Below are 25,775 nucleotides of genomic sequence, written 5' to 3'. Positions count from 1 at the left end.
CTAACTACCGTTCGCCTTAATGCCCTTGCGGGCACAGAACCTGCGGAATGCAAACCAGCCGGGGCTTCAACGAGCTCAGCCTTTATGCCCCTGAGGATACGAAAGGGATAACGGTGTGCAATATAGGACCGGGAAATTCTTTCCTGTGATGATGACGAGCGGTCGCCCCTTAAATTTCGCCGCTACCGTGAAAGCGGCCGCTCAGAGGCTGCGGACGAATTGGCTGATGGCAAAATAGTTTCGGAGTTACCCTAACCAGCGACAGTCCGTTTACGCTGCAACTCCGCCAGAGTCGTTTCCAGCGCATTGGCCAAACCTTCGGCCAGTACCATCGCTTCTTCGGCCTGATCCTTGGCGGCCACCTCGGCTTGCTGCGCCAAGTTCTGTATTTGCTGAATCTCGAAAATGCCGGCAAAACCTTTCAAATTATGTGCGACAAATTTAATGGCGGCATAGTCGCGCTGCTCAGCGGCCAGTCTTAGTTTATCGACATTCGCCTGCTGCGCGCCATCCAGCGCATTCTCGATCAACTTGTCTATAAAGGCCTGACGACCGTCAAAACGCTGCTGTAAGGCCTCCCAATCGATCAAGCCTTCAGTCGCTACCGCCACCATAGCCTCATTTGCCGTTTCCGGAATTTCAATTACCGCGGAGGCACCAGCTTTTCCGCTGGCGTGATCAGACACCTTGCTGATGGACACATGCTGCCGCAACGCACCAACCAGGGCGTTGGCATCGATGGGTTTGGTAACGCGATCCCGCATGCCCGTTTCCAGGCAGCGCTGCCGCTCTTCGGGCATGGCGTGGGCGGTCAAACCGATGATAGGTAAATCCGGCGCGATTTCCAGAATACGCCGCGCAGCCTGATAGCCGTCCATCACCGGCATCTGAATGTCCATCAGCACCGCGTCGAAACCAGCATAGCCGGCTTCCTCCAAGCGATCCAGCGCCTGTTGGCCGTTTTCCGCAAAAGTCACCTGCGCGCCTTCGTGGCTCAACAAATCCTCCAATACCAAGCGATTTAAAGCCACGTCTTCCGCGGCCAATATTCTAAAGCCGCGCAAGCGTCCGCCATTGTCCTGATGATAATTGGCCGAATGCTCAACACCGGCATCCGTCGCCGGTAGCGGCACAGTCAAAGTGAATTTGCTGCCTGTCCCCAACGTACTTTTGACGACAATATCGCCGCCCATCAAGTTGGCCAGATCCCGGCTAATTGCCAAACCTAAGCCGCTGCCGCCGAATTTACGGGTGGTAGAGTTATCCGCTTGCTGAAAAGCGGTAAACAGACGACCAATCTGCTCGGCAGTCATGCCGATACCGCTGTCCGTCACGCTGATGTCCGTCATGTCTTTCTGCCGATAAATTTCCAGACTGACATAGCCATGATTGGTAAACTTCACGGCATTTGACAATAAATTCACCAAAATCTGTCTTAAGCGCAAGGGGTCGCCAATCACCCATTCCGGCAAATCTTGGGGACGATGCACTATTAAATCAAGTTGCTTTTCCTTGGCACGCATATCCACCAGACTGATGGCATCTTCTATCAACGCATCCAGGCGAAACGGATGCTCGTCTAAAGTCATCTTGCCCGCCTCAATTTTGGAGAAATCCAAGATGTCGTTGACCACACTGAGCAAATGCATGCCGGCATCGTAAATACGGGCGCTGTTTTCCTGCATATTCCGCCCGGCATTATCGCGTAGGTTCATTTTGGCCAGGCCGATAATGGCATTTAACGGTGTACGAATTTCATGACTCATATTGGCCAGAAACTCGCTTTTCATATGCACCAAATGCTCTGCTTCCAAACGCGCGGCTTCGTGCGCTTGCTCTACTGCTTTGCGATGGCTAATGTCACGCATAACCCCAATGTAAGTGCTACCAAAATCGTCCATCAATTCGTTGACGCTCAACTCTATCGGCACCAGCAGCCCATCCTTACGCTTGCCTTCCACTTCGATTCGCCGGCCGATCATCACCCGTTCCTTGGTATTGTCCAGATGCCGGCGCAAATAACCGTCATGCTCGGAATAGTAAGGCTCCGGCATCAACATCTTCACATTTTGCCCCAATAACTCGTCTTCCTCATAGCCAAACAAATCGCTAATGGCGTCGTTAACCAGCAGCATGATGCCTTTGTTATCAATCAACACCACGGCATCGGACATGGTCCGCAGTACCGCCCTAGTCCTGGCTTCGCTGGTCATCAGTGCCGCTTTGGCACGTTTTTTTTCGCTGATGTCGCGCACCGTGGCTTGCAGCACAATTTCGTTGTCGATCTCCACCCGGCTGAGTTGCACTTCGGCGTAAAAGGTTTCGCCGGTTAAGCGTTGGTGCAACCATTCGAAGATCACCGAGCCTTCGGCGATGGCCTGCTCGAGCTTTTCATTGGCCAGCTCGGCGGATGATAGGCCGTTTGGTTGAAATTCCGGCGACAATGAGGCCGGGGTTTGCGCTAAAAACGCTTGTTCATCCCGGCAAGCAAACAGATTGAGTGCCGCTGGGTTAACCGAGATAAAGCCACGGCTGGCACTGAGGGTCATCAGCGCATCCCGCGACGATTCGAACAGCGCCCGATGCCGCTGTTCGCTGGCTTGCAAAGTTTGTATCGCCTGTTTTTGCGCGGAAATGTCTCTGATAAAGGCGCTGAACTCGACAGCATTTGCCAATTTATTAGGGGTGATGGCCAATTCAATCGGAAACTCATGCCCGTCACGGTGCAGCGCCACCACTTCAATTCGCTGATTTAACACCGTTCCGCGCCCGGTATCCAAATAGCGCCGTATGCCTTGCTGATGAGCTTGTTGGTAACGCTCCGGAATAATCACATCATGCAACAAGCGGCCCAAGACTTCGGTGGCCGGCCAACCGAATATCTGTTCGGCCTGGCGATTCCAGCCATTGATAAAACCATCGGCATCCATCTGCACCAAAGCATCCAACGCGGTATCGACAATACTGCGGATGCGGATCTCGTCCTCGCGCCTCGCAGCCAACAGCGCCGCAAAGCCATCAGCCATCTCGTTAAAGCTCTCCGCAACCTGCCCGATTTCATCACGCAGGGTTAACGGCATTCTTTGCTGAAAATCGCCGCCGGCAAACGCTTTTGCCGTTTTCGCCAGCCTCTCCACGTATCGGCTCACTGCAAGATGCGCGCCAATCGCAAAGTAAATGATCAGCATAAATATAAAGCCGGGGATGCCGATACTCAGCGCTAGCGTGGTTTTCGCCACGCCAATTCTGGCCTCGATCAGTTGTTCGGCGGCAGGGATAAAACTGTCGTAAATTTCCGCATACGCTGTATCCAGCGCTAAGGTAACGGTGGAATGAAAGTATTCCGGATTGATGGAGAATTTTTCCTCCACAATATCGGCAATGACATGCTGAGTAATCAGCCTGGCTGCGTTGACAATATTTTCCCTGGTGGTGGCGAGTATTGGGTGCAATTCCGGTTTATAGCGTTTAAAGTCATGAGTCGTTTCTTCAATGACCCTGATGCCGGATTCGATTCTGTCCTTAATCAGGTAAATTTCGATTTTTTCCTGAGCGCTAATCTGCTTTTTGGCCAGTATCCCAATGCCATACGCACGCAATTGCGCAACGCCTTCCAGGGCCTTTGGCATTTGCTCGGTTACCAGCATGATCAGATGGTAGGAATCCAGATTCGAGTCGGTGAACAACAAGGATTCCTCGCCAATCAGTTCCTCTAAATCCAATAACTTCTCGACCAAACGGCTGTGTAAGCGGTAGCTTTCTTCAATGCTTTGCTTGGCGGCGTTTTGCCGGAGTTGCTCCCAATCGTTTTTTATATCCGCGTATGCCGCAGCGGTCAACGAATCCGCCGCCAGCGTTGGCCCCAAAGCCGATAAGGCCGCAGCGACTTTGGCCTCCGATACGTCAAGTTTATCGCGCAAACTCTCTATGCCGCCGAGCACCGCCACGGTAATGCCGCGATGCTGCTGCACAGATTGCATGGTCTGCGTAATATGCTTGATTTGTAACAGTCCCTGCAGCTCGCGCTCTGAATCCAATATCACCCGGTTCAGACTTTGATAAAGAGCGTAAAACACCACGGCAACCGCCAGCAACGACAAAAAACCTATCACCACAAACTTCTTGCTGAAACTCAATCGATTCATCAGCGCCACAGCGGGCGAAAACAAAGCTTGCATAGGCAATCCTCGGTGCGAATATTAGGTCGGTAGCGATTCGGACGGGTATTTAGCGGCTATCTTGGGCCGATAACAGCAAGGCTTTTTGTTTTTCGACAATTTGGTTCAGCCGCAAGGCCAGCTTGTTATCGTTCTCGAACAAGTTGTCCATTTGCGAAGTGAGTTCGTCCACGTAACCGTTCAGCAAAAATTCCTGGCTATCGGTCAACCCCAAATGAATAAAGGCGCTTTCCATGTTCATTTTGTGCTGTTCGGCCAAATTCACCATCTGCGAGTGATTACTTTGTTGATTAGCCTCGATCTCGATCAATAAATCGGTCAACTCTCTCACGCCTTCCAGGCGGGCATTCGCTTCCTGTAGACGTTGTTGTTCGCTGATCATGGCTTCGATACGGGCACCGGCACCTTCGGCAAGTATCGCCAGATGATCGCGCAAGCGGCCAATCGCATCCGGATCGTCGGTATCCAGGCCGGTCACCAAGAGCGTCACGTGCGGAAAATTAAACACCAAGCGATCACCGGCCTGATAAATCCGGCCCAACTTAGCCACGTAGGTAAGGATGGAGGCTTCGAGCGGCGTACAGATTGTTTCCGGACTAAAGTCGTATTCGTTCACGGTATCGGTCAATTTCACCAAACCGTTTAGATCGTATTGCTGCAAAGTCTCGATTAACAAACTGCCCAATTGCTGAAACGACACACATTGAAACGATGAGCGCAAGAACTGCAATACCGTGCCGGTTTCGCCCAAACTGGACATAGCGGTAAATGCGGTTTTTTGTGCGTAAGACAGTTGCGATTGCAGTTGCCGTTTTTGCTGCTCGGCTTCGATGGCCAAATCGACCTTGCGCAGCAGCACGTCTTTTTTGGCATTTTTCGGAATAAAATCGTTACCGCCGGCATCGAACGCGGTCAGTAAAATCTCCAGATCGTCGTGGGCAGACACAAACATGACCTGCACATCGTCATTGCCGTCAGCGCGAATCTGCCGACATACCTCGATACCGCTAAGGCCCGGCATTTCAATATCCAACAAAATCAGATTGGGGGCCAAATCCATGGCGGCCAAACATTCCTCGCCATTGGCAAACTCGTGGAGTTGATAGCCATGCCCCTGCAATTGGTCGGTTATGACCAAACGCAACAGAGCATCGTCATCCACTACAAAAATACAGAACGGTTTTTCGGGCATGATATTTCCTGGGTTGCTGGATTTGCGGGTGAGGCGATAGCGTGTGCCAAATAAGCATAGCGGTCCGAGCCAAAATTGCCCGACCGCTTACTTAAACCATCTTAACAGCCGCAGCGAACATTCATGCCGGCGGCCGGGCAGAACTGTGACGGCCGCATCGGTTGTGAGAATAAGCTTGTGATAAGGCGCCAAAAATACCTGATCACCAGCGGGATTGGCGTATACAAGCGCGAATCAGGCGCCGTGCGCATTGGCAATAGCCAACGCCGCCCAATCGAAGGCCGGGCCTATATCCCATTTATCGCTACGAAAATTCACATGACTGGCGATGCCGGAATAACTTTGGAAAAAATCCAGATCGCGTTCAAATTGCTTGGCTTTAGGAGGCAAGGTTTTCGGTATGGAAAATCGCCCGCATAAATCGTTCAGCAACAAGCGAATCGCTTCTACCTGCTGCGCTGGAAAAGTAGCGAAATACTGCTCGCCCCGATAGCTGGTTTGCCTATATTTATCGGCTTGGGTTTTGTCGCAGTATCGAGTACCGAATAACTGGGTTTGGCCCCGACGCGGCGGCCACCAATTCAAGACTTCCGGATTATCCGGCGCCGGCCGCAATGGCCCGACATTGGCAATTTCTATCGCTATCGAGCGCTGATCCAGCCGGCCATTAAATCCCTTCACCCCCAGATGATAAGCCCACTGCGTCGGGTCGAACACTTCATAGACCGTGCCGTCGACATCCACCAGATAAGCTGCGGCGATATGTTGGGCATCGCCGATCCAGGTATCGAACGCCGACTTGGCAGACGAACCCGCCGTGAAGTGCAAAACAATCAGATCTTTTTTCGGCCGCTCGGGAAAAAACTGCCCAGCCGGCAAACGGAATCGGGAGCGATTGATCTGCAAACCTGCAGCCGTAGCGGCAGCTTGGTCAATGAGCAGCATAGTATCGGTGCTCGCCTCGCCTTCGTTCGGCGTTAGCAATATCCGCGGATTGGGCCGATCTGTGGCCCCCGCCCAGAAAAAACAATTGTCTTTATCCTGATACCAATAGCCGTTGCCGGACACCACATCACCCGCCGTAAAGCTGACAACCTCGACTTTACTGCCGGCATCCAAGACGCGCAGCACCGGTGCGCTGACAGACGCGCTACTGCGGAGATTTACTTTACTCAGCAAACCCACCTGGTTGCCGGCCACTAAATTGACTGCCGGATCGGGTAACGCAGCCGCAATCAGACCTGAAATATCGACGCTGGAACCGGGACAATTTACCGAGGCGCGAATCGCGCTATGCGACAACACATGATCCGCATCGACGGTGATATGCCAGCGGTCGGCAATTTCCCTGATTAATTTCGAGCATGCCGCTAATTGCGTGGCCGTAGGCGGGCCAAGCACCGACACTTCTAAGGCAACACCAATCGAGAAAAAATTGGGATTGGTGTTGGGTCGCTGCTTGATAAATTCGGCAGCCGGATTGACTACCAGGCCGGCGTGAAAGGCTGTGTCGGCTTCCTGGACATATTGATGAATCTCACCGTTGTTGCCGATGGCGTAATGCATGGACTGTAAAGCCCCCGGCTTGTTGTAGCGCATACTGGCATCTGCCAGACTGCCATCCGCAGAATGCAGAACAATGACTTCCGGTTTGAAGCCAGCCGGGCGACCAACCCGAAAATTACCCGGCGCGCAGCCTATCCATTGCTTATCCATACGGCCTCCTTAGCCCTGCGCCTTCAGATCGCCACGTTCGCCCTGTAACGGATTAGGTGCTGGCGAAGTGCCGAGTGTTTGAGGTTCGCCGCCCGCAGTCTGCGTGGTTTGGCGGATAGTTTTCTGCTCATCGTCCTTGCGGGCAAGGCCGGAGCGCAATTGCACCAGCTTACTCAATGCGTTATACCAAAACGGCCCGCCCAGACTCAGTAGAAAAATCGACAAAATCAAACCGGGAATACTCACCAATTTCCAATGTTTGCACCAAGCATCCCGGTCAACAGGCAAACTGATTAAGCCCTGTTGAGCTAGAAAATTCAGATAATACTTTTGCTTTTCCTGATCGAGGCCTTCTTTGGCTTTAACAGTCTCGTCAGCCGAGGTCTCGCTATCCTGCTCTCCGCTAGCTTTGGCAGCGGCTGGTTCAACCGCACCGTTTACTTGCGGATCTTCGGTTAGCGAAGGCGCCAATGCCACAAAAGTCGCGCGCATTTGCTCGTCCATGGACAGCCGATTGATCAAATACACCGTGTCCAACTGCAACGCAATCGCTACCAGGGCGGCACTGATCACGCTGACAACGCGGGTAGTGGCGGTAAATCTGACGCTGACCCGGTCAAGCAAATGGTCGAAATTCAAACAAATGTTCGCCAGAAAATCGCTGGATGCTTCTTGTAGCAAGGCATTGGCCTCGCGCACGTCGTGCGCCAGTTCCGGGTTGGATTTTTCAAATTCCAGCGCCAGCATCCGCGCATTTTTTAAGGTAGCGGCCGGATCTTCGATACCATTGTCGTGCAATACCGATTTCAACTTGTCCAGCAGATCGATTTGTCCGGCGACGATTTTCTCCAACTGCTGAAACTGTTGTTTTTTGGTTTCGGCCTTTTCTTTTTTGATCTTGGCAAGCAAAGCTTCAATATCCAGGCGCTTAAAAAACAGCGGATATTCCAGGAGTTTGCTTTCCAACGCTTCCGTGGCCTGGCCAACATTGATGGTTTTATTGGCTAGCCTGGCTTTGATCTGTTCAAATTCCGTTTTGATCGACACATCGTAGCCAGCCGCTAAATCCAGCAAAATCTTGATAAATTCTTCGCGATGGATCACTTCGCCGAACTGAAAAAATTGCAACCACGCTGGCAGTCGGCAGCGACAGCGGCCGCCGATAGTCCGTTGCGTCAGGGTTAAGGCGGCGATGGCCTCGGCCTCGGTTCGGGAAAAGCGGGCATCCAACAATTCCAGCAAGTCGGCCAAACCGGTGCGCAGATTGCGGCCGCGGCTGGCCAGTAAATTCAAAATGCCCTGACTGATTAAGGTCACCGCCATGCTGACGATCAACATCACCACCGATAAACCCAGTAACACGTCGAGTGACTTCAACATTATTCTTCTCCTTTGGAAGGCCGTTGCGGCCGAATGAATCTAACATTCCCGCAAAGGCGGCGTCCAGGATTTTGGCTCTGCCGATCCAGCAGCAGCACAAACTCAAATGCCAGTCTCCACAGCCAAACGCTCCATCAAATAACACAAACAGTCCTGGCGGATGACTCGTTCGTCCAGCGTTAGCATGGACGGCATTGTTTGCCGAGTGATTTGCACTTGGCCATCCGTAACAGTCAGGAATTGCTCCGTAACCGGCTTACCGTCGTTGTCTTTGGCAATCAAGGGCATCCTGGCGCAGTCGGTTGTGCCCAACACCGTACCGGCCGGAATCTCCGTGAAATTCAGACTTTCCAATTCCGGATCAAGAAGCAGATCGGCAGTGGCATCGCTAAAGCTATAACGGACATTTTCGGCAACAGTCACTTGCGCCACCGTGTGATAAATATCCACATCCTGCTTCGCGACTGGTTGGGCCGGAAATTCATGCAAGTGCAGGCAACTGTCCAGAAATTGAAAAGCATGTTCGGTACCGTGCGGCTGGCCGGGACGGCCGCATTCCAAGGTCACCGCCGGGCAAAACTCGGCAAAGGCGCTGGATTGGGTACCCTTGGGATGGGTGAAATACACCAGCAAACGGCCGAACAGCGCACCCAGATGCAGAAAATCCTTATCCAATTTGTTGATGCAGGCGTAATGCGGATTCAGGCCGGTATTGTTATGCACATCCACACTGGCAAACACCTTGCGTTCACGCATAATCTGGCAGATCTGCGCCGCCCAAACCGTCTCCGGCGACTCGGGTAACGCATTGCCGGGCCAGATGCGGTTGAAATCCGGCTGGCCGTCCAGTCGTCTTAAATTGAAACGCGCCGCCTGGGTATTGCCGAAAAACAGCGTCAAGCCGCGCGGCAAGCTTTGGCCGTGATATTTTTGCAATAGCTTTTGCACGGCCAGAAAGCCGGTGGATTCGTTGCCGTGCAGCAAGACCGAGACAAACAGGGTTTCCGGGCGTTTGCCGGGGAGGTGGAAAAGCGTGGGCTCGGGGATTAGGGTGTGTAGGTTATTAACCGAAATATCCAGCAAACCGTTTGGCAGGCTGTCGAATTGTTTGGGGATGCAATTGGCGCGTGAAATCTGTGGCATAACGAATGTAACTGATTTGCTTGGAGCAATTCTATCGTTATTTTCAGGCTGACATAAATGAAACCGGGAAAACCACCTATGCTTACCGGGCCACAGCCTTATTAACCCGGCCCTATTTATCCCTGGTGCCCCGTTAAGGCTGAGCTCGCCGAAGCCTGAGGTGGCTGGCCCTTCGTTAAACTCAGTACCCTCAGGGCAAAGGCGAATGGCATTTCCGATCTACGCACCCGCTACATTTCACTAAATTTACATCCCGAGGTCCTTATGGATAAAGACAATACAGACAAGACTACCTATGCGCCGTTCGTTCTTCTGGACTCGGGAGAATACCAATCACTAATTCTTTCCGACCAGCATATGGTTGAGAAATTGCATGTATTCGAAGAGCGGGCTGACGAAGGCTGGAATGGCAACGGCTACGACTGGAACTCAATTGCTCAAGTCGTACTATTCGAACAACTGCCCGATTTACAAGATGAGCTCGATTTCGATCCGGAGGCGGGAATGTTTTCGGCACAAGGATCACGGTCCGCGCTGGAACGTCTCGGAAAAGCAATGTCATTGGCCTTTAACAACGAAGAGGTACTTCGAGATCTGCTGTCACGGGCTGAACTTGATTGATCGGTTGGCGTAGAACAGTTGTTTATCATTCCCACGCTCCAGCGGTGCACATCGGGACGCTGGAGCGTCGTGCAACCCCGTTCCCACGCCGGAGCGTGGGAACAATGATGTTGTGCTTATTCATATCCCCCACCCGGCAACCGCTTCCTCGCTCCGCTGCCGCTGCAAATAAACCCGCGTCAGCTCCGCAAATTCGCCCGGATTTTCCTTGATAAACCGCCGCTGCCAGTGGCTGCCGGTCTGTTGATTGGCTAGGCGCTGGCGAATCACATCCAGATAATTCTCACAATCAGCAGTACAGATGCCCAACGCCTGCAAGCCCTGAACGGCACGCGGCAATAGCTCCTGCTCGATCAGCACCGCCAACCGTAGTTTATGTTCACCAAACCAGACGACATGGCTATCCAAACCGTGCCGCGCGGCTTGATAAAAATTATCCTTGGCTTGGGCGAAGGATAACTCCACCCCGCCCACCTGGCGTTTGTCGGCTAGATTTTTAACCAACCCGTAATAAAACGCGGCATTGGCGATCATGTCCAACACGGTCGGCCCGGCAGCCGGAGTACGGTGTTCAATGCGGATATGCGGGGTGCCGTCGGCATCAAAACCCACCAGCGGCCGGTTCCAGCGCCAGATCGTGCCGTTATGCAGGCGTAGGTGCTGAAACGCTTCCGGCGCATCGTCGAAATACTCCGGTAGCAGAACCGGAAAATGCTGCTGGTTCTCGACAAAGCATTCCAGGATAGAGTGCCGGGCAAAATCGGAACCGAAACTGACCCGGTGCAAGGGCCCTTCCGCCGCACCGGCATAACCGCCGGTGGCAATAGCCTGCTCAAACAAGGGAATACGGGTTTCCGCCCACAAATCCTTACCAAACAAAAACGGCGCGTTGGCAGCCAACCCCACCATCGCCGCCGAAGCAATGATAGCCGCGTTGTAAACGTGATGGGCAATGTTCAAAGGACATTGGATATGCAATTGAAACGAGGTGGTAGCAGCTTCCAGCATCACATCGTGATGCTCTATTTTCAGATGGTCATGCCCGCATATATCCAGCAGAATCGGCCGGCCTCGGCAGCGCAAAATCTGTTGATTCAAGGCCCGGTAGCGATTCATGTCCGACATATTGCCCAAATGCAGATCGCTTTGCTGCAAGGTTGGCAAGGTGCCTATCGCCAACAAATGCAAATCCAGTTGCCGGGCGTGCTGTTCGGCTTGCTGCCAGGTGTTTTGCAAATCCTGATGCATGCGGCTGAATACGTCGCCGGTCAACGCCAGCGGTAGCGTGTTCAGTTCGATATTGAATTTGGCCAGTTCCGGACCGGCCATAGGGTGGGCAAAAGAGTGCAGATAGTCCTGATTCATCGGTGCCGGCCGCATGTTGTCGTCCAGCAGCCAAGCTTCGATTTCAAAACCAGCCACCGGCTCGGCTTCCGAACAAGCGCGGCTGTTAATTAGCCTGCCGAGCAGTTCGGTTTCTGCGGATAGACGCTCGCGGAAACTCTGAAAGTCGGCATCTTGATAGATTGCGGCATGAATTTCTTGACCCATGACATTTGCGCTCGTAGTCCGGCGGAATAGCGGGGAATAGTAAGACCATTGCAGCTAAAGCACGAATTTAATCCATTTATGCGAATTACATATCTGCCGTTATCTGGCTGATTAAATATCGGTAACAGCAATCCTCAACCACCGCTCCAACACCTTACAAACATAGGTTTGTTCGGCGTCACTCAACTCCCTGCCCTGCGGAATTTTATGCCATTTTTCCAGGCAGTCCCGACAGCAGCAGGCGGTAGCGTGTTGCGCGACGAATACCGGATGGCCGCGAAACGGGGTTTGTTTGCCGTCATTGCGCGGCTCTGCAGCAGCCAAGCGTTTTTCGACAAAGTCTTGGGCGTGGCTTAATACCGTTTCCAGACCCTTGTTGCGTAAATAATCCCGGTCTTTGGCATTCAAACGAAACTGGCCGCGGAACCTGGATTTAGCCAAGCCGGCGAATAGTTCATCCAAATCCCGCACGGCTTCAGGCTATCTCAACACGCCCGCAGAGGGCGTGTAACTGTCCAACACATGGATGTAATTGGCACGTTCATACGCACTGGGATCGATAGCGTGTTGCTGGCTGACGCTGCCTTTCAGCTGATTGATGGAATCGTATTCGTGTTCGATCAGCCATTGTTCCAGTTCCGCGCGGATTTCGCTGAGTTTGCCCACGCCTTGCGCCAACAATACACTGCACAGATGCACCACGTCCGCGCCCGCCAGCAAGGCTTTGATCACATCCGCGCTGTGGTGAAAACCACCGGTGACCGCCAAGGACAATTTCACGCGACCATATAGCAAGGCCGTCCATCGGATACGCAGCAAGGCTTCGGCATGAGTAGACAATTGCAGTTTCGGCACCACTTCCAGCGTTTCCAAATCAATATCCGGTTGATAGAACCGGTTGAATATCACAATACCATCGGCGCCGGCCGCTTCCAGGCGTTGTGCAAAATGTATCGGCGAACTGAATTGCGGACCAAGTTTCAGGGTCAGCGGCACGCTCACCCGGCTTTTTAACTCGCGCAGAATATCCAGATAGCGGTTTTCCACCGTTTCGCTGCTTTCATCAGCATTAGCCGCCAGATGGTAGATATTCAGTTCCAGCGCATCGGCCCCGGCTTGTTGCAAGGCTTGGCCGTATTCGATCCACCCACCCTGGGAAATACCGTTCAGGCTGGCGATCACCGGAATATGCAAACTGCTTTTCAAGCGTTGCAGATGTTCCAGATATTGTTCCTGGTAAGTCAAAATCTGCTCGGGTACAGGATGAAAGGAATCGGCCTCACCATAGCCGATGCCTTGGCCGAAAAAAAACCGCTCCATCTGTTGCTGTTCGGCTTCGATCTTTTCTTCAAACAAGGATGACATCACGATGGCCGCTGCGCCGGCATCTTCCAGCCGACGCGCACTGTCCAAGTCCTTGCTCAGCGGTGATGCCGACGGTACTAGAGGATGCGCCAGTTTCAGGCCCAAATAATTTGTTGTTAAATCAACCATGTTGGCTCTCCTGGGCAAGATCGGCTTTCAGTGCCGCTTTGGCAGCGGCGACGCTGGTGGCATCGCTCCATTCCAGCGCGGCCAGTTGTTGGTAGTAACGATAGCGGTTTTTCACATCTTGTTGCGCCTGTTTCAAGAACGCCTCGGCGTGGTCGGGATGACTTTGCCAGAGCATGCTAAAGCGGGTTTCGCTCATCACAAATTCGCGCAACGGCACCGACGGCTCCGGCGAATCCAGTTGCATCGGATTCTTGCCTTGTTGGATGCGGCCGGGATTGAATCTGAATAAGGGCCAGTGTCCGCTTTTTACCGCCAGATTTTGCTGCCTATGGTTGTTGGACAAATCAACGCCGTGCGCGATACAAGGCGCATAAGCGATGATGATGGACGGCCCATCATGCGCTTCCGCTTCCAGAAAAGCGTTCAGGGTTTGCGTGTCCTTACCGGCATAGGCGACATGGGCGACGTAAACATTGCCGTAATCCATCGCCAGCAGCGCCAAGTCTTTTTTCGCGGTAGCCTTGCCGCCTGCGGCGAACTTGGCCACTGCGCCCAGCGGCGTAGACTTGGAGGTCTGGCCGCCAGTGTTGGAATACACTTCTGTATCCAAAACCAGGATATTGACGTTGCGACCGCTGGCCAGCACATGATCCAGACCGCCGTAACCGATGTCATAGGCCCAACCATCGCCACCGATAATCCAGACGCTTTTCTTGCACAGATAATCCGCCAGCGGCAACAAGGCTTGCGCTGCAGGTTGCTTTAGCGAGGGTAAATGCTGTTTCAATTCCGCGACACGTTGGCGTTGTTCGTAAAGACCGGCTTCATCGGATTGGTCGGCTTGCAAAATTGCATCAACCAGTTCGCCGCCCAAGGTTTCTCGTAACGACACCAGCAATTCGGCCGCATGCTCGGCTTGCTTATCTATAGCCACTCGCATGCCTAAACCGAACTCGGCATTGTCTTCGAACAATGAATTGTTCCAGGCCGGCCCCCTACCCTCGGAGTTTTTAGTCCAGGGCGTGGTCGGCAAGTTGCCGCCGTAAATGGACGAGCAACCCGTGGCGTTGGCTACGACCATGCGGTCACCGAAGAGCTGCGAAGCCAGTTTTACATATGGGGTTTCGCCACAGCCAACACAAGCGCCAGAGAATTCGAATAAGGGCTGCAGCACCATGGAGCCTTTGATGGTGTTGGTTTTCAACAGCCTACGGTCGTATTCCGGCAAGGACAAGAAGTAATCCCAGTTTTGGCTCTCCGGCTCGCGTAGCGGCGCTTGCGGGCGCATGTTCAAGGCCTTGCGGCTGGCGTTGGATTTATCGCGGATCGGGCAAATATCCACGCAAAGTCCGCAGCCGGTACAGTCTTCCGGCGCCACCTGATAGCTGATCGACAGGCCGGCCGGAAAATCTTTACCCAACATGGCAGCATGTTTAAAGGTCTCCGGCGCATTGCTCAAGGCTTCGTTAGGTACGATTTTGCTGCGGATCGCCGCATGCGGGCAAACCATCGGGCATTTGCCGCACTGGGTACACAGATCGGTTTCCCAAACCGGAATCTCCAACGCCAGATTGCGTTTTTCGTAGGCCGCCGTGCCGGTCGGAAAGGTGCCATCGGCGGGCATCGCGCTGACCGGCAAGGCATCGCCCCGGCCGGCGATGATTTCGCCAGTGACGCGACGAATAAATTCCGGCGCACTATCCGCAATCAAGGCGGCAATATCAAAACCGCTGTCTGCCTGTTTCGGTAAAGGCACATGGCGCAAACCGGCCAGTGTTTCGTCTATGGCTTTGAAGTTTAAATCGACGATACGTTGGCCTTTTTTGCCATAGGTTTTTTGCACGGCGTGTTTAATTGCCTCAATGGCTTGCTCTTGCGGCAACACGCCAGAAATTGCGAAAAAACAAGTCTGCATAATGGTGTTGATGCGCTTGCCCATGCCGGATTTCTCGGCGACCGCGTTGCCGTCGATCAGATAAAAACGGATTTTCTTATCCAGCATTTGCTGCTGCATCTTGCGCGGCAAGGTTTCCCAAACTTCATCAGGCGACGCCGGACTATTCAATAGAAACACCGCTTTGTCGGCAGCATTAGCCAGCATGTCGTAGCGTTCCAGAAACACAGTTTGATGACAGCCGATGAATTGCGCGTCGTTTTCGCCGATCAAATACGTGGAGCGTATCGGTTTTGGACCAAAGCGCAGATGCGAGACGGTAATCGCACCGGACTTTTTCGAGTCGTAAACAAAATAGCCCTGGGCGTATAAATCAGTTTCTTCGCCGATGATTTTGATGGTGTTTTTATTGGCACCCACCGTGCCGTCGCTGCCCAAACCGTAAAACATGGCCTGGAAAGTTTGATCGTGGGTATCGGTGCGGTAAGCCGCATTCCAATCCAAACTGCTGTGGCTGACATCGTCGTGAATGCCCACCGTGAAGTTGTTCTTGGGTTTAGCGTGTTTAAGTTCGTCGTAAACCGCCTTGATCATGCCCGGTGTGAACTCCTTGGACGACAAGCCATAACGGCCACCCACCACTTTGGGCAGGCTGGTAAATTTTTCGCCGTCGCTGAAGGCTTGCGCCACGGCAGCCAATACATCTTTATATAAAGGCTCGCCATCGGCACCCGGTTCCTTGGTGCGATCCAATACTGCGATTTTTTGGCAACTCGCCGGCAAGGCGTCGACCAAATGCTGCGGGGAAAACGGCCGGAACAAGCGCACTTTCAACAAGCCCACCGCTTCGCCCTGGCGATTCAGATATTCCAGGGTTTCTTCCACCGCTTCGGCGCCGGACCCCATAATCACGATCACCCGCTCCGCTTGCGGCGAACCGACGTATTCGAACAAGCGGTATTGACGGCCGGTCAAGCCGGCTAGCCGGTCCATGGTTTTTTGGGCAATCTCCGGGAGTGCAGCGTAGTAAGGATTAACCGACTCGCGGCCCTGAAAATACACATCCGGGTTTTGCGCGGTACCACGCAGCACCGGCTTATCCGGCGTTAGGCCCCGGCCGCGATGCTCGCTAACCCAGCTGTCGTCTATCATCGCCCGGATGACGCTGTCGTCGATCTCGACAATTTTGGCGACCTCGTGTGAGGTGCGGAAGCCGTCGAAAAAATGCATGAACGGGATGCGGCTTTGCAAAGCCACGGCATGCGCCACCAGCGCTAAATCCTGCACTTCTTGCGGCGAGTTGGAACACAACATCGCGTAGCCCGTCATCCGCGCCGCCATCACATCGCTGTGGTCGCCAAAGATCGACAAGCCCTGGCAAGCCAGTGAACGGGCGGCGATATGAAACACGGTCGGGCTCAGTTCGCCGGCGATTTTGTACATGTTCGGCAGCATCAACAACAGGCCTTGCGAGGCAGTGAAGGTGGTGGCCAAGGTACCGGCTTGCAGCGCGCCATGAATGGTGCCGGCCGCGCCGGCTTCGCTTTGCAGTTCGACTACGCGAGGTACGGTACCCCAAAGATTGGGTTGATCGCGGGAGGCCCATTCGTCGGCCCATTCGCCCATCGCCGAGGACGGGGTAATGGGGTAAATTGCGATCACTTCATTGAGTTTATAAGCAATGCTGGCCGCAGCCTGATTGCCGTCTATGGTGAGGGTTTGCTTTTGCATGGGATAACCTTTTCAGGAAACAAAACGGGGGGCCGTCGGGCAAAGCCGACGGCTTTTTTATGATGCTCTAAGCATAGTCAAAAATTGCCTGACTAATTTTTAGTCAATTTAAAGATGTCCCAAACAGGACGGGCGATTGGCTGGTTTGCTCACGATTTGATCACAAGTTTATCCACAACTTCTGTGTATAACTGTACTTTTGGACAATGGCTGCCACCGAAAACAATAGCCTAAAACCCATAGACTCAAGCTGATTATTCCTCCCCCAACGGCTTATCCGCCGCCTAACATTTGCAAATCCTGCGTTTATTCAGCCCAGTCGTCGCGCAGTACGATAGGCATCACTTTATCTTCGACTGCAAGCACGGCCTTGTTCAGCACCACCAATTGTTTATCCTCGACAAACTGCACACCCAACATATAAAAGATCGGCCCCCAAAACGGGTTGATCATCAAGCCGCCGAGTATGCTTTTCGCGCTGCGTTTCAAATTTTTTAACGGGTTAAAAGCGACAGCCAGCGTTTGCTGGGGATGCTCGGCAAATACGTCGGTGATCGGCTTAAAAGTCTGTTTATCCCGACTTTCCAGTTCATCCAAGGCAACCGAAAGCTTGCGGGCCATTTTGTAAAAATGCAGACGCGCCGCAGTCGCCGATACCGCGAAGGCAATCGCCATCAGCGGCAACAGAATACTGGGCGGCAACAAGGGAGCGAAAGCCGGCGCCAGCAATACCAAGCCATATCCCAACATGACGGTATCTTCCCCGCGTTCGACATCGCGGTCCAGATTTTTAACGATAGCAACCACTTGATTGCCGGACTGATCCAAATAACCTTTGTCTTGAGCCATATTCGTCTCCTTCAGGTTGAATGTGCAGGGCCTTGATTAGATGCCTGCGGTTAAAAAAAGTCAACTGCCAAACCGATACCAAATTGCATGCGCTACGGCCCGCCAACGCCCCACTTTGCTTGCAGATAATCGCGGCGCGTATCGAAAATACGCTGCAACTTATCGCCGATAAAGCCATGCAACCACTGACCCAACCAGCCGAAGGGCATCGTATAAAACACGATGTCTTCCAATACGATGCCCTCCTCGCAAGGTCTTAGGCAGACTTCATGGCTCCAGAATCCAAATGGACCGACGGTTTGTTGATAGACAAACCTATTCGGCTTATCGCAGTGGCTGACTTCCGACAACCAGGACATGGGCACACCCAAAACCGCTTTCATCCGATAACGGATCAATAAGCCGGGGTAAATATCCTCGGGCACCGGCGAAGTAATATCGACATGAAAAAACTCCGGCGTAATTTGATTTAAATAGTGCGGAGACGAGAAGAAGGCCCAAGCCTGCTGCTGACTGAGCGCCAAGCGTTGCTGGCGGTGGATGTGGTAAATTTTCATGATACTGGCGGACGACGATGCTGAGTTACTGCGATAGCCAGCAATCTACCGTAAAAAAATTTTTGCGGTAGTGCTGCTTATGCACCGCAGTCACGCGGATACGAGAGTCCGGACATCAGAACACTCGGAGGTGAGGCAAGATCCGGGTAAACCCAAACAAACCGAAGATTATAGCGTCTTGCCGCTTTCTGCTTTGATTTCAGCAATTAAATCGCCGAGGTTTTCGCGTTGTCTCAGCACGAAATTTCGGCTTTCCACGGCGGTGCGACTACCCAGCACGATGATGTCCTTGCGATGTTTATGCGCCAAATACCCGGCCAGCAAACCACCGGAGAATAAGGCAAGCGGGTGGCGGATCAGCACGCGGGTGATACTTTTGCTGGCGTGCGTCAACCCGGAAATCACGATACCCATCACCACACCTTTGACCAAAATCTCGCCATTGGTCGGCGGTGCCATTCTGCCTTTCTTGCCTTTGCGCGCCGGCGATTTCTTAACTTTCTCGGTAACCGCCTGGTTTACTATTTTTGCTTGCGTCATGTCCCTGTCTCCCAAAAAACCACACTCCGGATAACAGCATAATCCAAAACCGTTAAAACTGAACCCTATTAACCGCCGCCGGCATTATTTACTGATTTACTGACTAATTGTTGTTTAGCGCCCGGATTGGCGGCTTTGCTCAAAGCGGTTTGCAACAATTGATCTTGACCGTAAATATCCGGGTAAAAGCGCGGTTTATCGTCAAGGCCCACAAACACAGTGGTATAAAAAAACAATACAGGTATCGACTTTTTCAGCGTGACCCGCTGGGTTTTAGGCCCGGCCATGGCCTGCTGTATCGTTTGTTGGTCCCATTCGGCTTGGTCGCCCAGCACAAATTCCGCCAGCTTTTCAGCCTCCGCCACTCGGACGCAGCCATGACTGAGATCGCGGCGATCACGATTAAACGCGGCTTTGCCCGGCGTATCGTGCAAATACACATCGGCTTTGTTCGGAAAAATAAATTTCACCCGCCCCAAGGGGTTGCTGCTGCCGGGTCGCTGCCTGGCGCGGACCCGCCCGCTCTTGATTTCGTCGACGATGCTGTCCTGATTTTCCTCTTCATCGTCGTCGGCGTCACGTCCCACCAATTCTATATCCTGATTCGCCAGAAACTCTTCATCGCTCACTAGCTTCGGCAACATTTCCTTGTCCATGATACTTTTCGGGATATTCCAATACGGCATGAACTCCAGATATTTCATCTCTTCCCAGAGTACCGGCGTCTGATTTTGCTCGGCTTTGCCGACGATGACTTTCATCGTCAAAGGCTGTTGATCGTCGCGAGAATTGAAAGCCCATAACTGAAACGCCGGAATATTCACAAATATCCTCGGTCCTTCCGGCAACTCCGGCATCCAACGCAGACGCTCCATGGCTAATTCGAGCATGGCAATTTTATCGGCCGGCGTTTGATTCAATAAGGCCAGGGTTTGTTTGCCAATCACCCCGTCGGCTTTTAAGCCTTGCTGTTGCTGCAAACGTTTCACCGCTTCCGTCGCCGCCGCATCGTACAGCGTCTCCGTGCTGCCGGCACCAATGACGTCTTCCGCTTTCAGCTCACCCAAGTCCAGCAGACGCCGGCGTAACTCGGGCAATTGCGCGTCTTGCTCACCAGGGCGCAGCGATTTGGCAAAAAGCAGTTTTGGCTTCTGCGCCCCAGTATTTTGCTGACGATAAGCAGCCAACAAAGTCTTTAACTGCTGATATTGCTTGAATTTTGGCGCCAGCGCCGCCGGCAGTTCGGCAAGGGATTGTTGTTGGATATGTTGATTCAGCGATACCGCCACCTCGCTTGCCGATTTGGCGGCAAACTGTGGGGGATAATTGAAGTCGCGCGGATCAACCCGGCCAATATGTAGATCATGCGCGTAATGCACCAATGCTATCGACAAAGCCACGTCGTAAGAGACCAACTGCGTCGTTGCAGTGTGTGGCAGCGCAGCGGCTTGTTGTATGTAGCCGCGCAAACGCTCGACTTCGTAAACGTCTGGATTTAAACCATCGACTTTGGCATTGCTCAGCAAGCTCAAAGCGTCTTCGCGATTTTTCGCGGCTCGACCTTCCCCCAGCCAAATCAGCTGGTTGGCATTCATCTGATACAGCTGTTTCAGCGCGTCGCTATACTGCGAAAAATCGGCTTGCGCCAGTAAAGGCTGCTGTTTGCCGGCAAGTAACGATTGTATGGCTTGCCCTACGGAAGGCTCCGGGCTCTGGCTGCTGGCGGATTGCGAAAAAACATACAACAGCATCAGTACCGTCAGCAGATACGGTGGAAAGTTGCGCCTGGTTGTTTGATTGGTGCGTGATACGGCTTGCTGGGTCATGATTTTTGCAAGTTCAAATTCGGACAAAGGGTGTCATATTGACAAAATAAGCGCTGAGTTTCTAGTTATGCCCGATAATAAAGGGCTTAATGCCATACAGTTCACCGATCATTGCCGCACCCTAAAAAGTTACGGCTAAAGTGATGCTGCTGTCGGCAAAATACCGTGCAGGCTCAAGTTTCACAAGTTTGGATCAAGCTGTTCAGAACCATATCGACAGCATGGCGTCTAGCTAACAAAATAAGCTCAACCGCCTGTTTGTAAATGATTTTTGCCGATCTAGCAGGTATCTGTATAAGAATTTACCGATTAACGGACAGGCGTATCGCGCTAGAATAGCCGCGTAAATTCTGTTTCAGCACCCATCCACGCCTATCGTTTTCATGCATCCCCATCCAGAACCTGAGCAAACCCCTAACGCCAGACAGCTGAATAGCGATTGCCGCTGCTCGTCGCTAAATCGCACAGCGCTACGTCACGAACTGAACAGGCTGGACGGAAACGGCGATTTGTATCGGATGATTGCGGACGAACGGCCGAATTTGTTTGCCGAGTCTGCGGTGTTTATCGATCAAGCTTGCCTGGATCAACAATTGGCAATCATCGCTGCACTGGAACGAGTAATTGCCTTGCCGGCGTATCAACAACAGGTACTTACATACGCACCGGACGCGGCACGATTTTTAACTAAAGCTCATGGCGTATTTCTAGGCTACGACTTTCATTTGAGCGCTGACGGCCCAAAACTGATTGAAATCAATTCCAATGCCGGGGGCGCGATGATTAATGCGTTATTGATTCGCGCGCAAAACAGCTGTTGCGAAATCGCCGGCAACCAGCAGCCTGGCACACTTAAATTGCCTGGGCAGGATACTCAGCCAGCCGAAACCTTATTTATCGACATGTTTTACCGGGAGTGGCGCGCGGAGCGTGGCTTGGCGCCGCTGCGCAGCATTGCCATTGTCGATGAAGACCCAGAAAATCAATACCTGTGGCCGGAGTTTCTGTTGTTTAAACAGTTGTTCGAACAACATAAAATCAAAACCGTAGTCTGCGACCCCAAGGCCTTGCGCTATGACGACGGCGCACTTTGGCACGGTGATCTGCAAATCGATCTGGTTTATAACCGCTTGACCGACTTTGGCTTGGAATCGCTGGAATGCCGGACTTTACAGGAAGCCTATCTGGCTGGTGCGGCCGTGCTGACACCGCACCCCAGAAATCATGCGCTGTATGCCGACAAAAGGAATCTGGTCTGGCTAAGCAACGACGACTTTCTGCGCACAATCGGCGTAGATGAGCGCACCCGAACACTCTTGCGAGAAGGTATCGCCCACACGATGCTGGTTGATGCGCAGAATGCCGATCAGTTCTGGGCGGAACGTAAGCAGCTGTTTTTCAAACCCGCCAGAGGCTATGGCAGTAAAGCGGCGTATCGCGGCGATAAATTGACCCGGCGCGTTTTCGAGGATATTTTGCAACACGATTATGTAGCGCAGACGCTGGTAAAACCCAGCGAACGGCATCTGGATGCCGGCGAGTTAAAACTGGATTTGCGCCACTATGTCTATCAAGGCCAAACCCAATTGCTCTGCGCCCGCCTCTACCAAGGCCAAACTACCAACTTTCGCACGCCAGGCGGCGGTTTCGCGCAAGTGGTAGTCATTCCGTAACGCACAGGAAAAGAGATGGAACCCGGCAAAGCGTTAATTATTATCGGCTCGGCCATCCTGGTGCTCGGCTTGATTCTTAATTATGCCCCATGGTTGGTGAATTGGTTCGGCAAACTGCCAGGGGATATTCGGATTCAGAATAAAAACAGCTTCGTGTTTATACCGATTACATCGATGATTGTGGTCAGCGTGCTGATCACGTTACTGATCAATTCATTTTTCAGAAAGTAAGCTTTCGCACAGCGAGAAAAAATCATGAGCAAACTGGTCATATACAACCACGGCAAGGACAGTATTCCCTGGGGCGAAAAACCCTTGGCACTGGCGGAGGTCGCCAAACGCCAAGGGTTTGAATTTATCAGCCCGGATTATCAAGCCAGCAACGATCCGGACTGGCGGGTACAACAGCTATTGGCGCTGGATGTATCGGGATATGAAACGATAGTGTTGGTGGGCTCCAGCATGGGCGCTTATGTTTCGACCGTCGCGGCGGAAATCATTAAGCCGAAGGGTTTGTTTTTGATTGCGCCGGCATTTTATTTGCCAGGCTATGAGCGTACCGAGTTTAAGCCTAGCACCGCCAACATTGAGGTCTTTCACGGCTGGCAAGATGATGTGGTACCACCGGAGAACGCCTGGCGCTTCTGCCGAGAGCATCACGCGCGTCTGCATATATTGGATGCCGACCACCGCTTATTAAGCATATTGCCGACAATGGCGACTGCTTTCTCGCGATTTCTCGGCGATTGCGCCGCTTAATATCCAGGGAAAATCCAATGAGCAATTACAAAAAATACCATTGCCAGGAATGCGAACACATTTACGACGAAGCCAAGGGCGACCAGGATAGCGGCATTGCGCCCGGCACCCGCTGGGAGGACATCCCCGACGACTGGGATTGTCCGATTTGCGGCGCGCCGAAAAGCTTTTTCAAGTTACTGGCATATTGACCGCTCCGATCAGGCAATCTCAGTACATACCGTTACCGAGCAAAGCCCCGGCGGCGGCACCAATGCCGGCGGCAATCGGGTCGCCATTTCCGAGCTGATAGCCCATCGCACTACCGACCATCCCACCCAACAAACCTTGCGGCGAACGCTGGTCGTAGCCGTAATAAGCCGGTGGCGGTGGTGGCGCGTAATACCGGGGAGCCGGCACATATTCAACGACCGGGGCGGATTGATAATAAACCACTTCTTCCCGGTACATCGGCCGATAATGCCCGTGATGATGGTGGCCATGATGATGCCCCCAATGCTGATGGTCGGCCAACGCAGCCGACGACACCAATAAACCCAAAACGATGACTGTTGTTGTTTTTAACATCGCAAACCTCCTGTTAAACAATTATTTGCTTGCGATAAAGTTTGCCGTCCCTAGCTTAATTTTTGCTTATTGGCGATACAAACAGCAGCGCTGTTTTGGCGGCTATCAACGATTCTTTTGCTCCACCCGCTTCAACAGGCCAAATAAATCACTGTTGGTAGACAGCACTATAGTGGCGTCGCCGTCTATCACTTTGCGATAGGTTTCCATGCTCTTCAAGAACTTGTAAAACTCGGCGGACTCGGACTTTTGCCCATAGGCTTTGGCGTAAATTTCGGTGGCCTTGGCATCCGCTTCGCCTTGAATTTCTTGCACACGTTTGTAAGCGGTAGATTCGATTTCATTGAGATCCCGGTCCCGATTACCGTTAATTCTGGCTGCCTCGCCCTCGCCTTCCGAACGGAAACGCTGGGCAATTTGCAAGCGTTCGCTGATCATCCGTTGGTGGATGCGCTCCAACACTTGATGGTTGTAATTGATGCGTTTAAAGCGCACATCCAGCAGTTCGATACCAAATTCCGCCAATTTCGGCGCTGCGGCATCGAACACATCTTTTTCGATTGCCGCCCGGCCCACCCGAATCGGCCGCAGCACCCCTATGGTGCCTTCGCCGGTCAACGGCCCCAAACTTTCGTCTTGCAAGGGTTTGCGATCCTTATCCGAACGCACCACTTCGATCAATTCATGGCGGGCAATCGCGGTGCGGGTCTCGCTACCTAAAATATCTTCCAAACGCGATTGCGCGCTGCGTTCGTCGCGCAAGCGCAAGTAATATTGCATGGGCTGAGTGATGCGCCAGCGGGCGAAGGTATCGACCTGTACATAGGTCTTATCTTTGGTAGACATCTCCACCATCGGCCCATCCCAGGCCAGATAACGCTTATCAAAGCTGTTAATTTGCTGGGTAAACGGAATTTTGAAATGCAAGCCAGGATCGGTGATCGGCTCGCCGACCGGTTTACCAAACTGGGTGATGATGACTTGCTCGGTTTGATCGACAGTAAACACCGATTGCCACAGCAAAAACCCCGAAACTACGATTAACAGCCAGGTTCTTATCGATAAATTCATTTCACTACTCCCGCTGCCTGACCGGGAAACGGCAACATCGGCAATATTTGCTGCACCGTGTCATCGACAATAATTTGCTGGCTGGCTTGCGGTAACACCTCGCCCATCGTTTCCAGATAAATCCGCGCACGGGTCACGTCCGGCGCTTTTAGATATTGTTCCAACACCTGATTGAAAGCGGTGACATCCCCTTCCGCTTCGTTAATTCGTTTAAAACGATAACCTTCCGCCGCGCGAACTTTCTGGTCCGCTTCACCACGGGCGCGCGGCACTGCTTTGTTATATTCGCCATTCGCCAGATTGATGACATTTTCTCGGTCTTGTTGAGCACGATTCACCTCATTGAACGAGGGTTGTACCGGCTCGGGTGGATTCACATTTTTGAGCTGTACCTGGTTAATTGACACCCCCAATTGATAGCGCTCGGCCAACAAGCGTGCTCGCGCCAGCACGGTTTCTTCAATTTCCTGCCGGCCGATGGTGATGATTTCATCGACAGTGCGATCACCGACCACTTCCCGCATCACGGCTTCGGAAATATCCCGCAAAGTCACACCGGGGTCGCGGACCACAAATAGATATTTTTCCGGATCGGTGATCCGATATTGCACGATCCACTCGACCAGCGCCGAGTTCAGATCGCCGGTTACCATAGATTTTTCCAACGCGGGCTCGTCGCCGGTTTGGTCCGGGTTGGTGAAGCCTGCCGTGGCGAAGCCAAACTCCAGCTTCTGCTGACGCTGAGTCGGCACTGTGATGACGCTATCCACGCCAAATGGCAGTTTGGCATGCAAACCGGACGGGACTTTTTCGATGTATTCGCCAAAGCGCAACACAATCCCCTCTGATTCGGCGGGAATGGTATAAAACGACATGCTCGCGCCGACCAGCGCCGTGATGAGAATCAGAATCGCCAAGGGCGAAATCGGCAGCGAATCGGGCAGATTTTTAAAAAGGGGATTGACGTCGTTCAAGGGCTGACTCCGTTAAGTCGGCGAAAAATCAAGATGCAAGGCATTGCCAGTCACCAGCA

Annotated in this window: 21 protein-coding genes; 5 read left to right on the top strand and 16 right to left on the bottom strand. The window is 52.7% G+C overall.

Annotated features, from left to right (window positions below):
- Window positions 1-251: 251 nt before the first annotated feature.
- The 5 genes from ACH5Y9_RS03990 to ACH5Y9_RS03970 form a co-directional block, all read right to left on the bottom strand.
- Entirely contained in the window at window positions 252-4,178 is a 3,927-nt protein-coding gene (locus ACH5Y9_RS03990; RefSeq protein WP_445368613.1) for a PAS domain S-box protein, read from the bottom strand.
- A gap of 49 nt (window positions 4,179-4,227) precedes the next feature.
- Window positions 4,228-5,370, bottom strand: coding sequence for a response regulator (locus ACH5Y9_RS03985; RefSeq protein ID WP_445368612.1), 1,143 nt, complete (start codon window positions 5,368-5,370; stop codon window positions 4,228-4,230).
- 234 nt (window positions 5,371-5,604) lie between these two features.
- Window positions 5,605-7,086, bottom strand: coding sequence for an N-acetylmuramoyl-L-alanine amidase (locus ACH5Y9_RS03980; protein ID WP_445368611.1), 1,482 nt, complete (start codon window positions 7,084-7,086; stop codon window positions 5,605-5,607).
- A gap of 9 nt (window positions 7,087-7,095) precedes the next feature.
- Window positions 7,096-8,466, bottom strand: coding sequence for a hypothetical protein (locus ACH5Y9_RS03975; protein WP_445368610.1), 1,371 nt, complete (start codon window positions 8,464-8,466; stop codon window positions 7,096-7,098).
- Window positions 8,467-8,568: 102 nt separating this feature from the next.
- Window positions 8,569-9,609, bottom strand: a complete 1,041-nt coding sequence (locus tag ACH5Y9_RS03970) for a M14 family metallopeptidase (RefSeq protein WP_445368609.1) — start codon at window positions 9,607-9,609, stop codon at window positions 8,569-8,571.
- Between the two features lie 264 nt (window positions 9,610-9,873).
- Here ACH5Y9_RS03970 and ACH5Y9_RS03965 point away from each other — a divergent pair, with 264 nt between their 5' ends.
- On the top strand, window positions 9,874-10,230 hold the full coding sequence (locus ACH5Y9_RS03965; RefSeq protein ID WP_445368608.1) for an Imm51 family immunity protein: 357 nt from the start codon (window positions 9,874-9,876) through the stop codon (window positions 10,228-10,230).
- 120 nt (window positions 10,231-10,350) lie between these two features.
- On the opposite strand, the gene ACH5Y9_RS03960 is transcribed toward ACH5Y9_RS03965, so the two are convergent.
- The 8 genes from ACH5Y9_RS03960 to ACH5Y9_RS03925 all read right to left on the bottom strand — a co-directional run bounded on the left by ACH5Y9_RS03960 (window position 10,351) and on the right by ACH5Y9_RS03925 (window position 20,672).
- Complete coding sequence (locus tag ACH5Y9_RS03960) at window positions 10,351-11,781, bottom strand: glutamate-cysteine ligase family protein (protein WP_445368607.1); 1,431 nt, start codon at window positions 11,779-11,781, stop codon at window positions 10,351-10,353.
- Between the two features lie 111 nt (window positions 11,782-11,892).
- Entirely contained in the window at window positions 11,893-12,252 is a 360-nt protein-coding gene (locus ACH5Y9_RS03955; protein WP_445368606.1) for a DUF4186 domain-containing protein, read from the bottom strand.
- Between the two features lie 9 nt (window positions 12,253-12,261).
- Complete coding sequence (locus ACH5Y9_RS03950) at window positions 12,262-13,275, bottom strand: dihydroorotate dehydrogenase-like protein (protein WP_445368605.1); 1,014 nt, start codon at window positions 13,273-13,275, stop codon at window positions 12,262-12,264.
- Window positions 13,268-16,900: a pyruvate:ferredoxin (flavodoxin) oxidoreductase gene (gene nifJ / locus ACH5Y9_RS03945; RefSeq protein ID WP_445368604.1), complete on the bottom strand. Its 3,633-nt coding sequence runs from the start codon at window positions 16,898-16,900 to the stop codon at window positions 13,268-13,270. The genes ACH5Y9_RS03950 and nifJ overlap by 8 nt, the downstream gene beginning before the upstream one ends.
- A gap of 306 nt (window positions 16,901-17,206) precedes the next feature.
- The gene (locus tag ACH5Y9_RS03940) at window positions 17,207-17,749 is read right to left on the bottom strand and encodes a hypothetical protein (RefSeq protein ID WP_445368603.1); all 543 of its coding nucleotides are present in this window, start codon (window positions 17,747-17,749) and stop codon (window positions 17,207-17,209) included.
- 92 nt (window positions 17,750-17,841) lie between these two features.
- Window positions 17,842-18,306, bottom strand: coding sequence for an SRPBCC family protein (locus ACH5Y9_RS03935; protein ID WP_445368602.1), 465 nt, complete (start codon window positions 18,304-18,306; stop codon window positions 17,842-17,844).
- Between the two features lie 168 nt (window positions 18,307-18,474).
- Window positions 18,475-18,846: a hypothetical protein gene (locus ACH5Y9_RS03930; protein ID WP_445368601.1), complete on the bottom strand. Its 372-nt coding sequence runs from the start codon at window positions 18,844-18,846 to the stop codon at window positions 18,475-18,477.
- A gap of 68 nt (window positions 18,847-18,914) precedes the next feature.
- On the bottom strand, window positions 18,915-20,672 hold the full coding sequence (locus ACH5Y9_RS03925; protein ID WP_445368600.1) for a L,D-transpeptidase family protein: 1,758 nt from the start codon (window positions 20,670-20,672) through the stop codon (window positions 18,915-18,917).
- 383 nt (window positions 20,673-21,055) lie between these two features.
- On the opposite strand from ACH5Y9_RS03925, the gene ACH5Y9_RS03920 reads away from it, so the two are divergent.
- The 4 genes from ACH5Y9_RS03920 to ACH5Y9_RS03905 are packed head-to-tail and all read left to right on the top strand — an operon-like array spanning window position 21,056 to window position 23,295.
- Window positions 21,056-22,345: a hypothetical protein gene (locus ACH5Y9_RS03920; RefSeq protein WP_445368599.1), complete on the top strand. Its 1,290-nt coding sequence runs from the start codon at window positions 21,056-21,058 to the stop codon at window positions 22,343-22,345.
- A 15-nt stretch (window positions 22,346-22,360) separates the two neighbouring features.
- A complete protein-coding gene (locus ACH5Y9_RS03915; protein WP_445368598.1) occupies window positions 22,361-22,576 on the top strand; it encodes a DUF2905 domain-containing protein in 216 nt (71 codons plus the stop codon).
- A 24-nt stretch (window positions 22,577-22,600) separates the two neighbouring features.
- Window positions 22,601-23,104, top strand: coding sequence for a YqiA/YcfP family alpha/beta fold hydrolase (locus tag ACH5Y9_RS03910; RefSeq protein WP_445368597.1), 504 nt, complete (start codon window positions 22,601-22,603; stop codon window positions 23,102-23,104).
- 17 nt (window positions 23,105-23,121) lie between these two features.
- A complete protein-coding gene (locus tag ACH5Y9_RS03905) occupies window positions 23,122-23,295 on the top strand; it encodes a rubredoxin (protein WP_445368596.1) in 174 nt (57 codons plus the stop codon).
- A gap of 19 nt (window positions 23,296-23,314) precedes the next feature.
- On the opposite strand, the gene ACH5Y9_RS03900 is transcribed toward ACH5Y9_RS03905, so the two are convergent.
- The 3 genes from ACH5Y9_RS03900 to hflK form a co-directional block, all read right to left on the bottom strand.
- Window positions 23,315-23,671: a hypothetical protein gene (locus ACH5Y9_RS03900; protein WP_445368595.1), complete on the bottom strand. Its 357-nt coding sequence runs from the start codon at window positions 23,669-23,671 to the stop codon at window positions 23,315-23,317.
- A gap of 105 nt (window positions 23,672-23,776) precedes the next feature.
- On the bottom strand, window positions 23,777-24,742 hold the full coding sequence (gene hflC / locus ACH5Y9_RS03895; protein WP_445368594.1) for a protease modulator HflC: 966 nt from the start codon (window positions 24,740-24,742) through the stop codon (window positions 23,777-23,779).
- A complete protein-coding gene (gene hflK / locus ACH5Y9_RS03890; protein ID WP_445368593.1) occupies window positions 24,739-25,716 on the bottom strand; it encodes an FtsH protease activity modulator HflK in 978 nt (325 codons plus the stop codon). Before hflK ends, hflC begins: the two co-directional genes overlap by 4 nt.
- Between the last annotated feature and the right edge of the window lie 59 nt (window positions 25,717-25,775).

The sequence above is a fragment of the Methylomonas sp. BW4-1 genome, from assembly GCF_052474385.1.
Note: the sequence above shows the minus strand (reverse complement) of the source record. Positions and strands in the feature narration are given on the sequence as shown.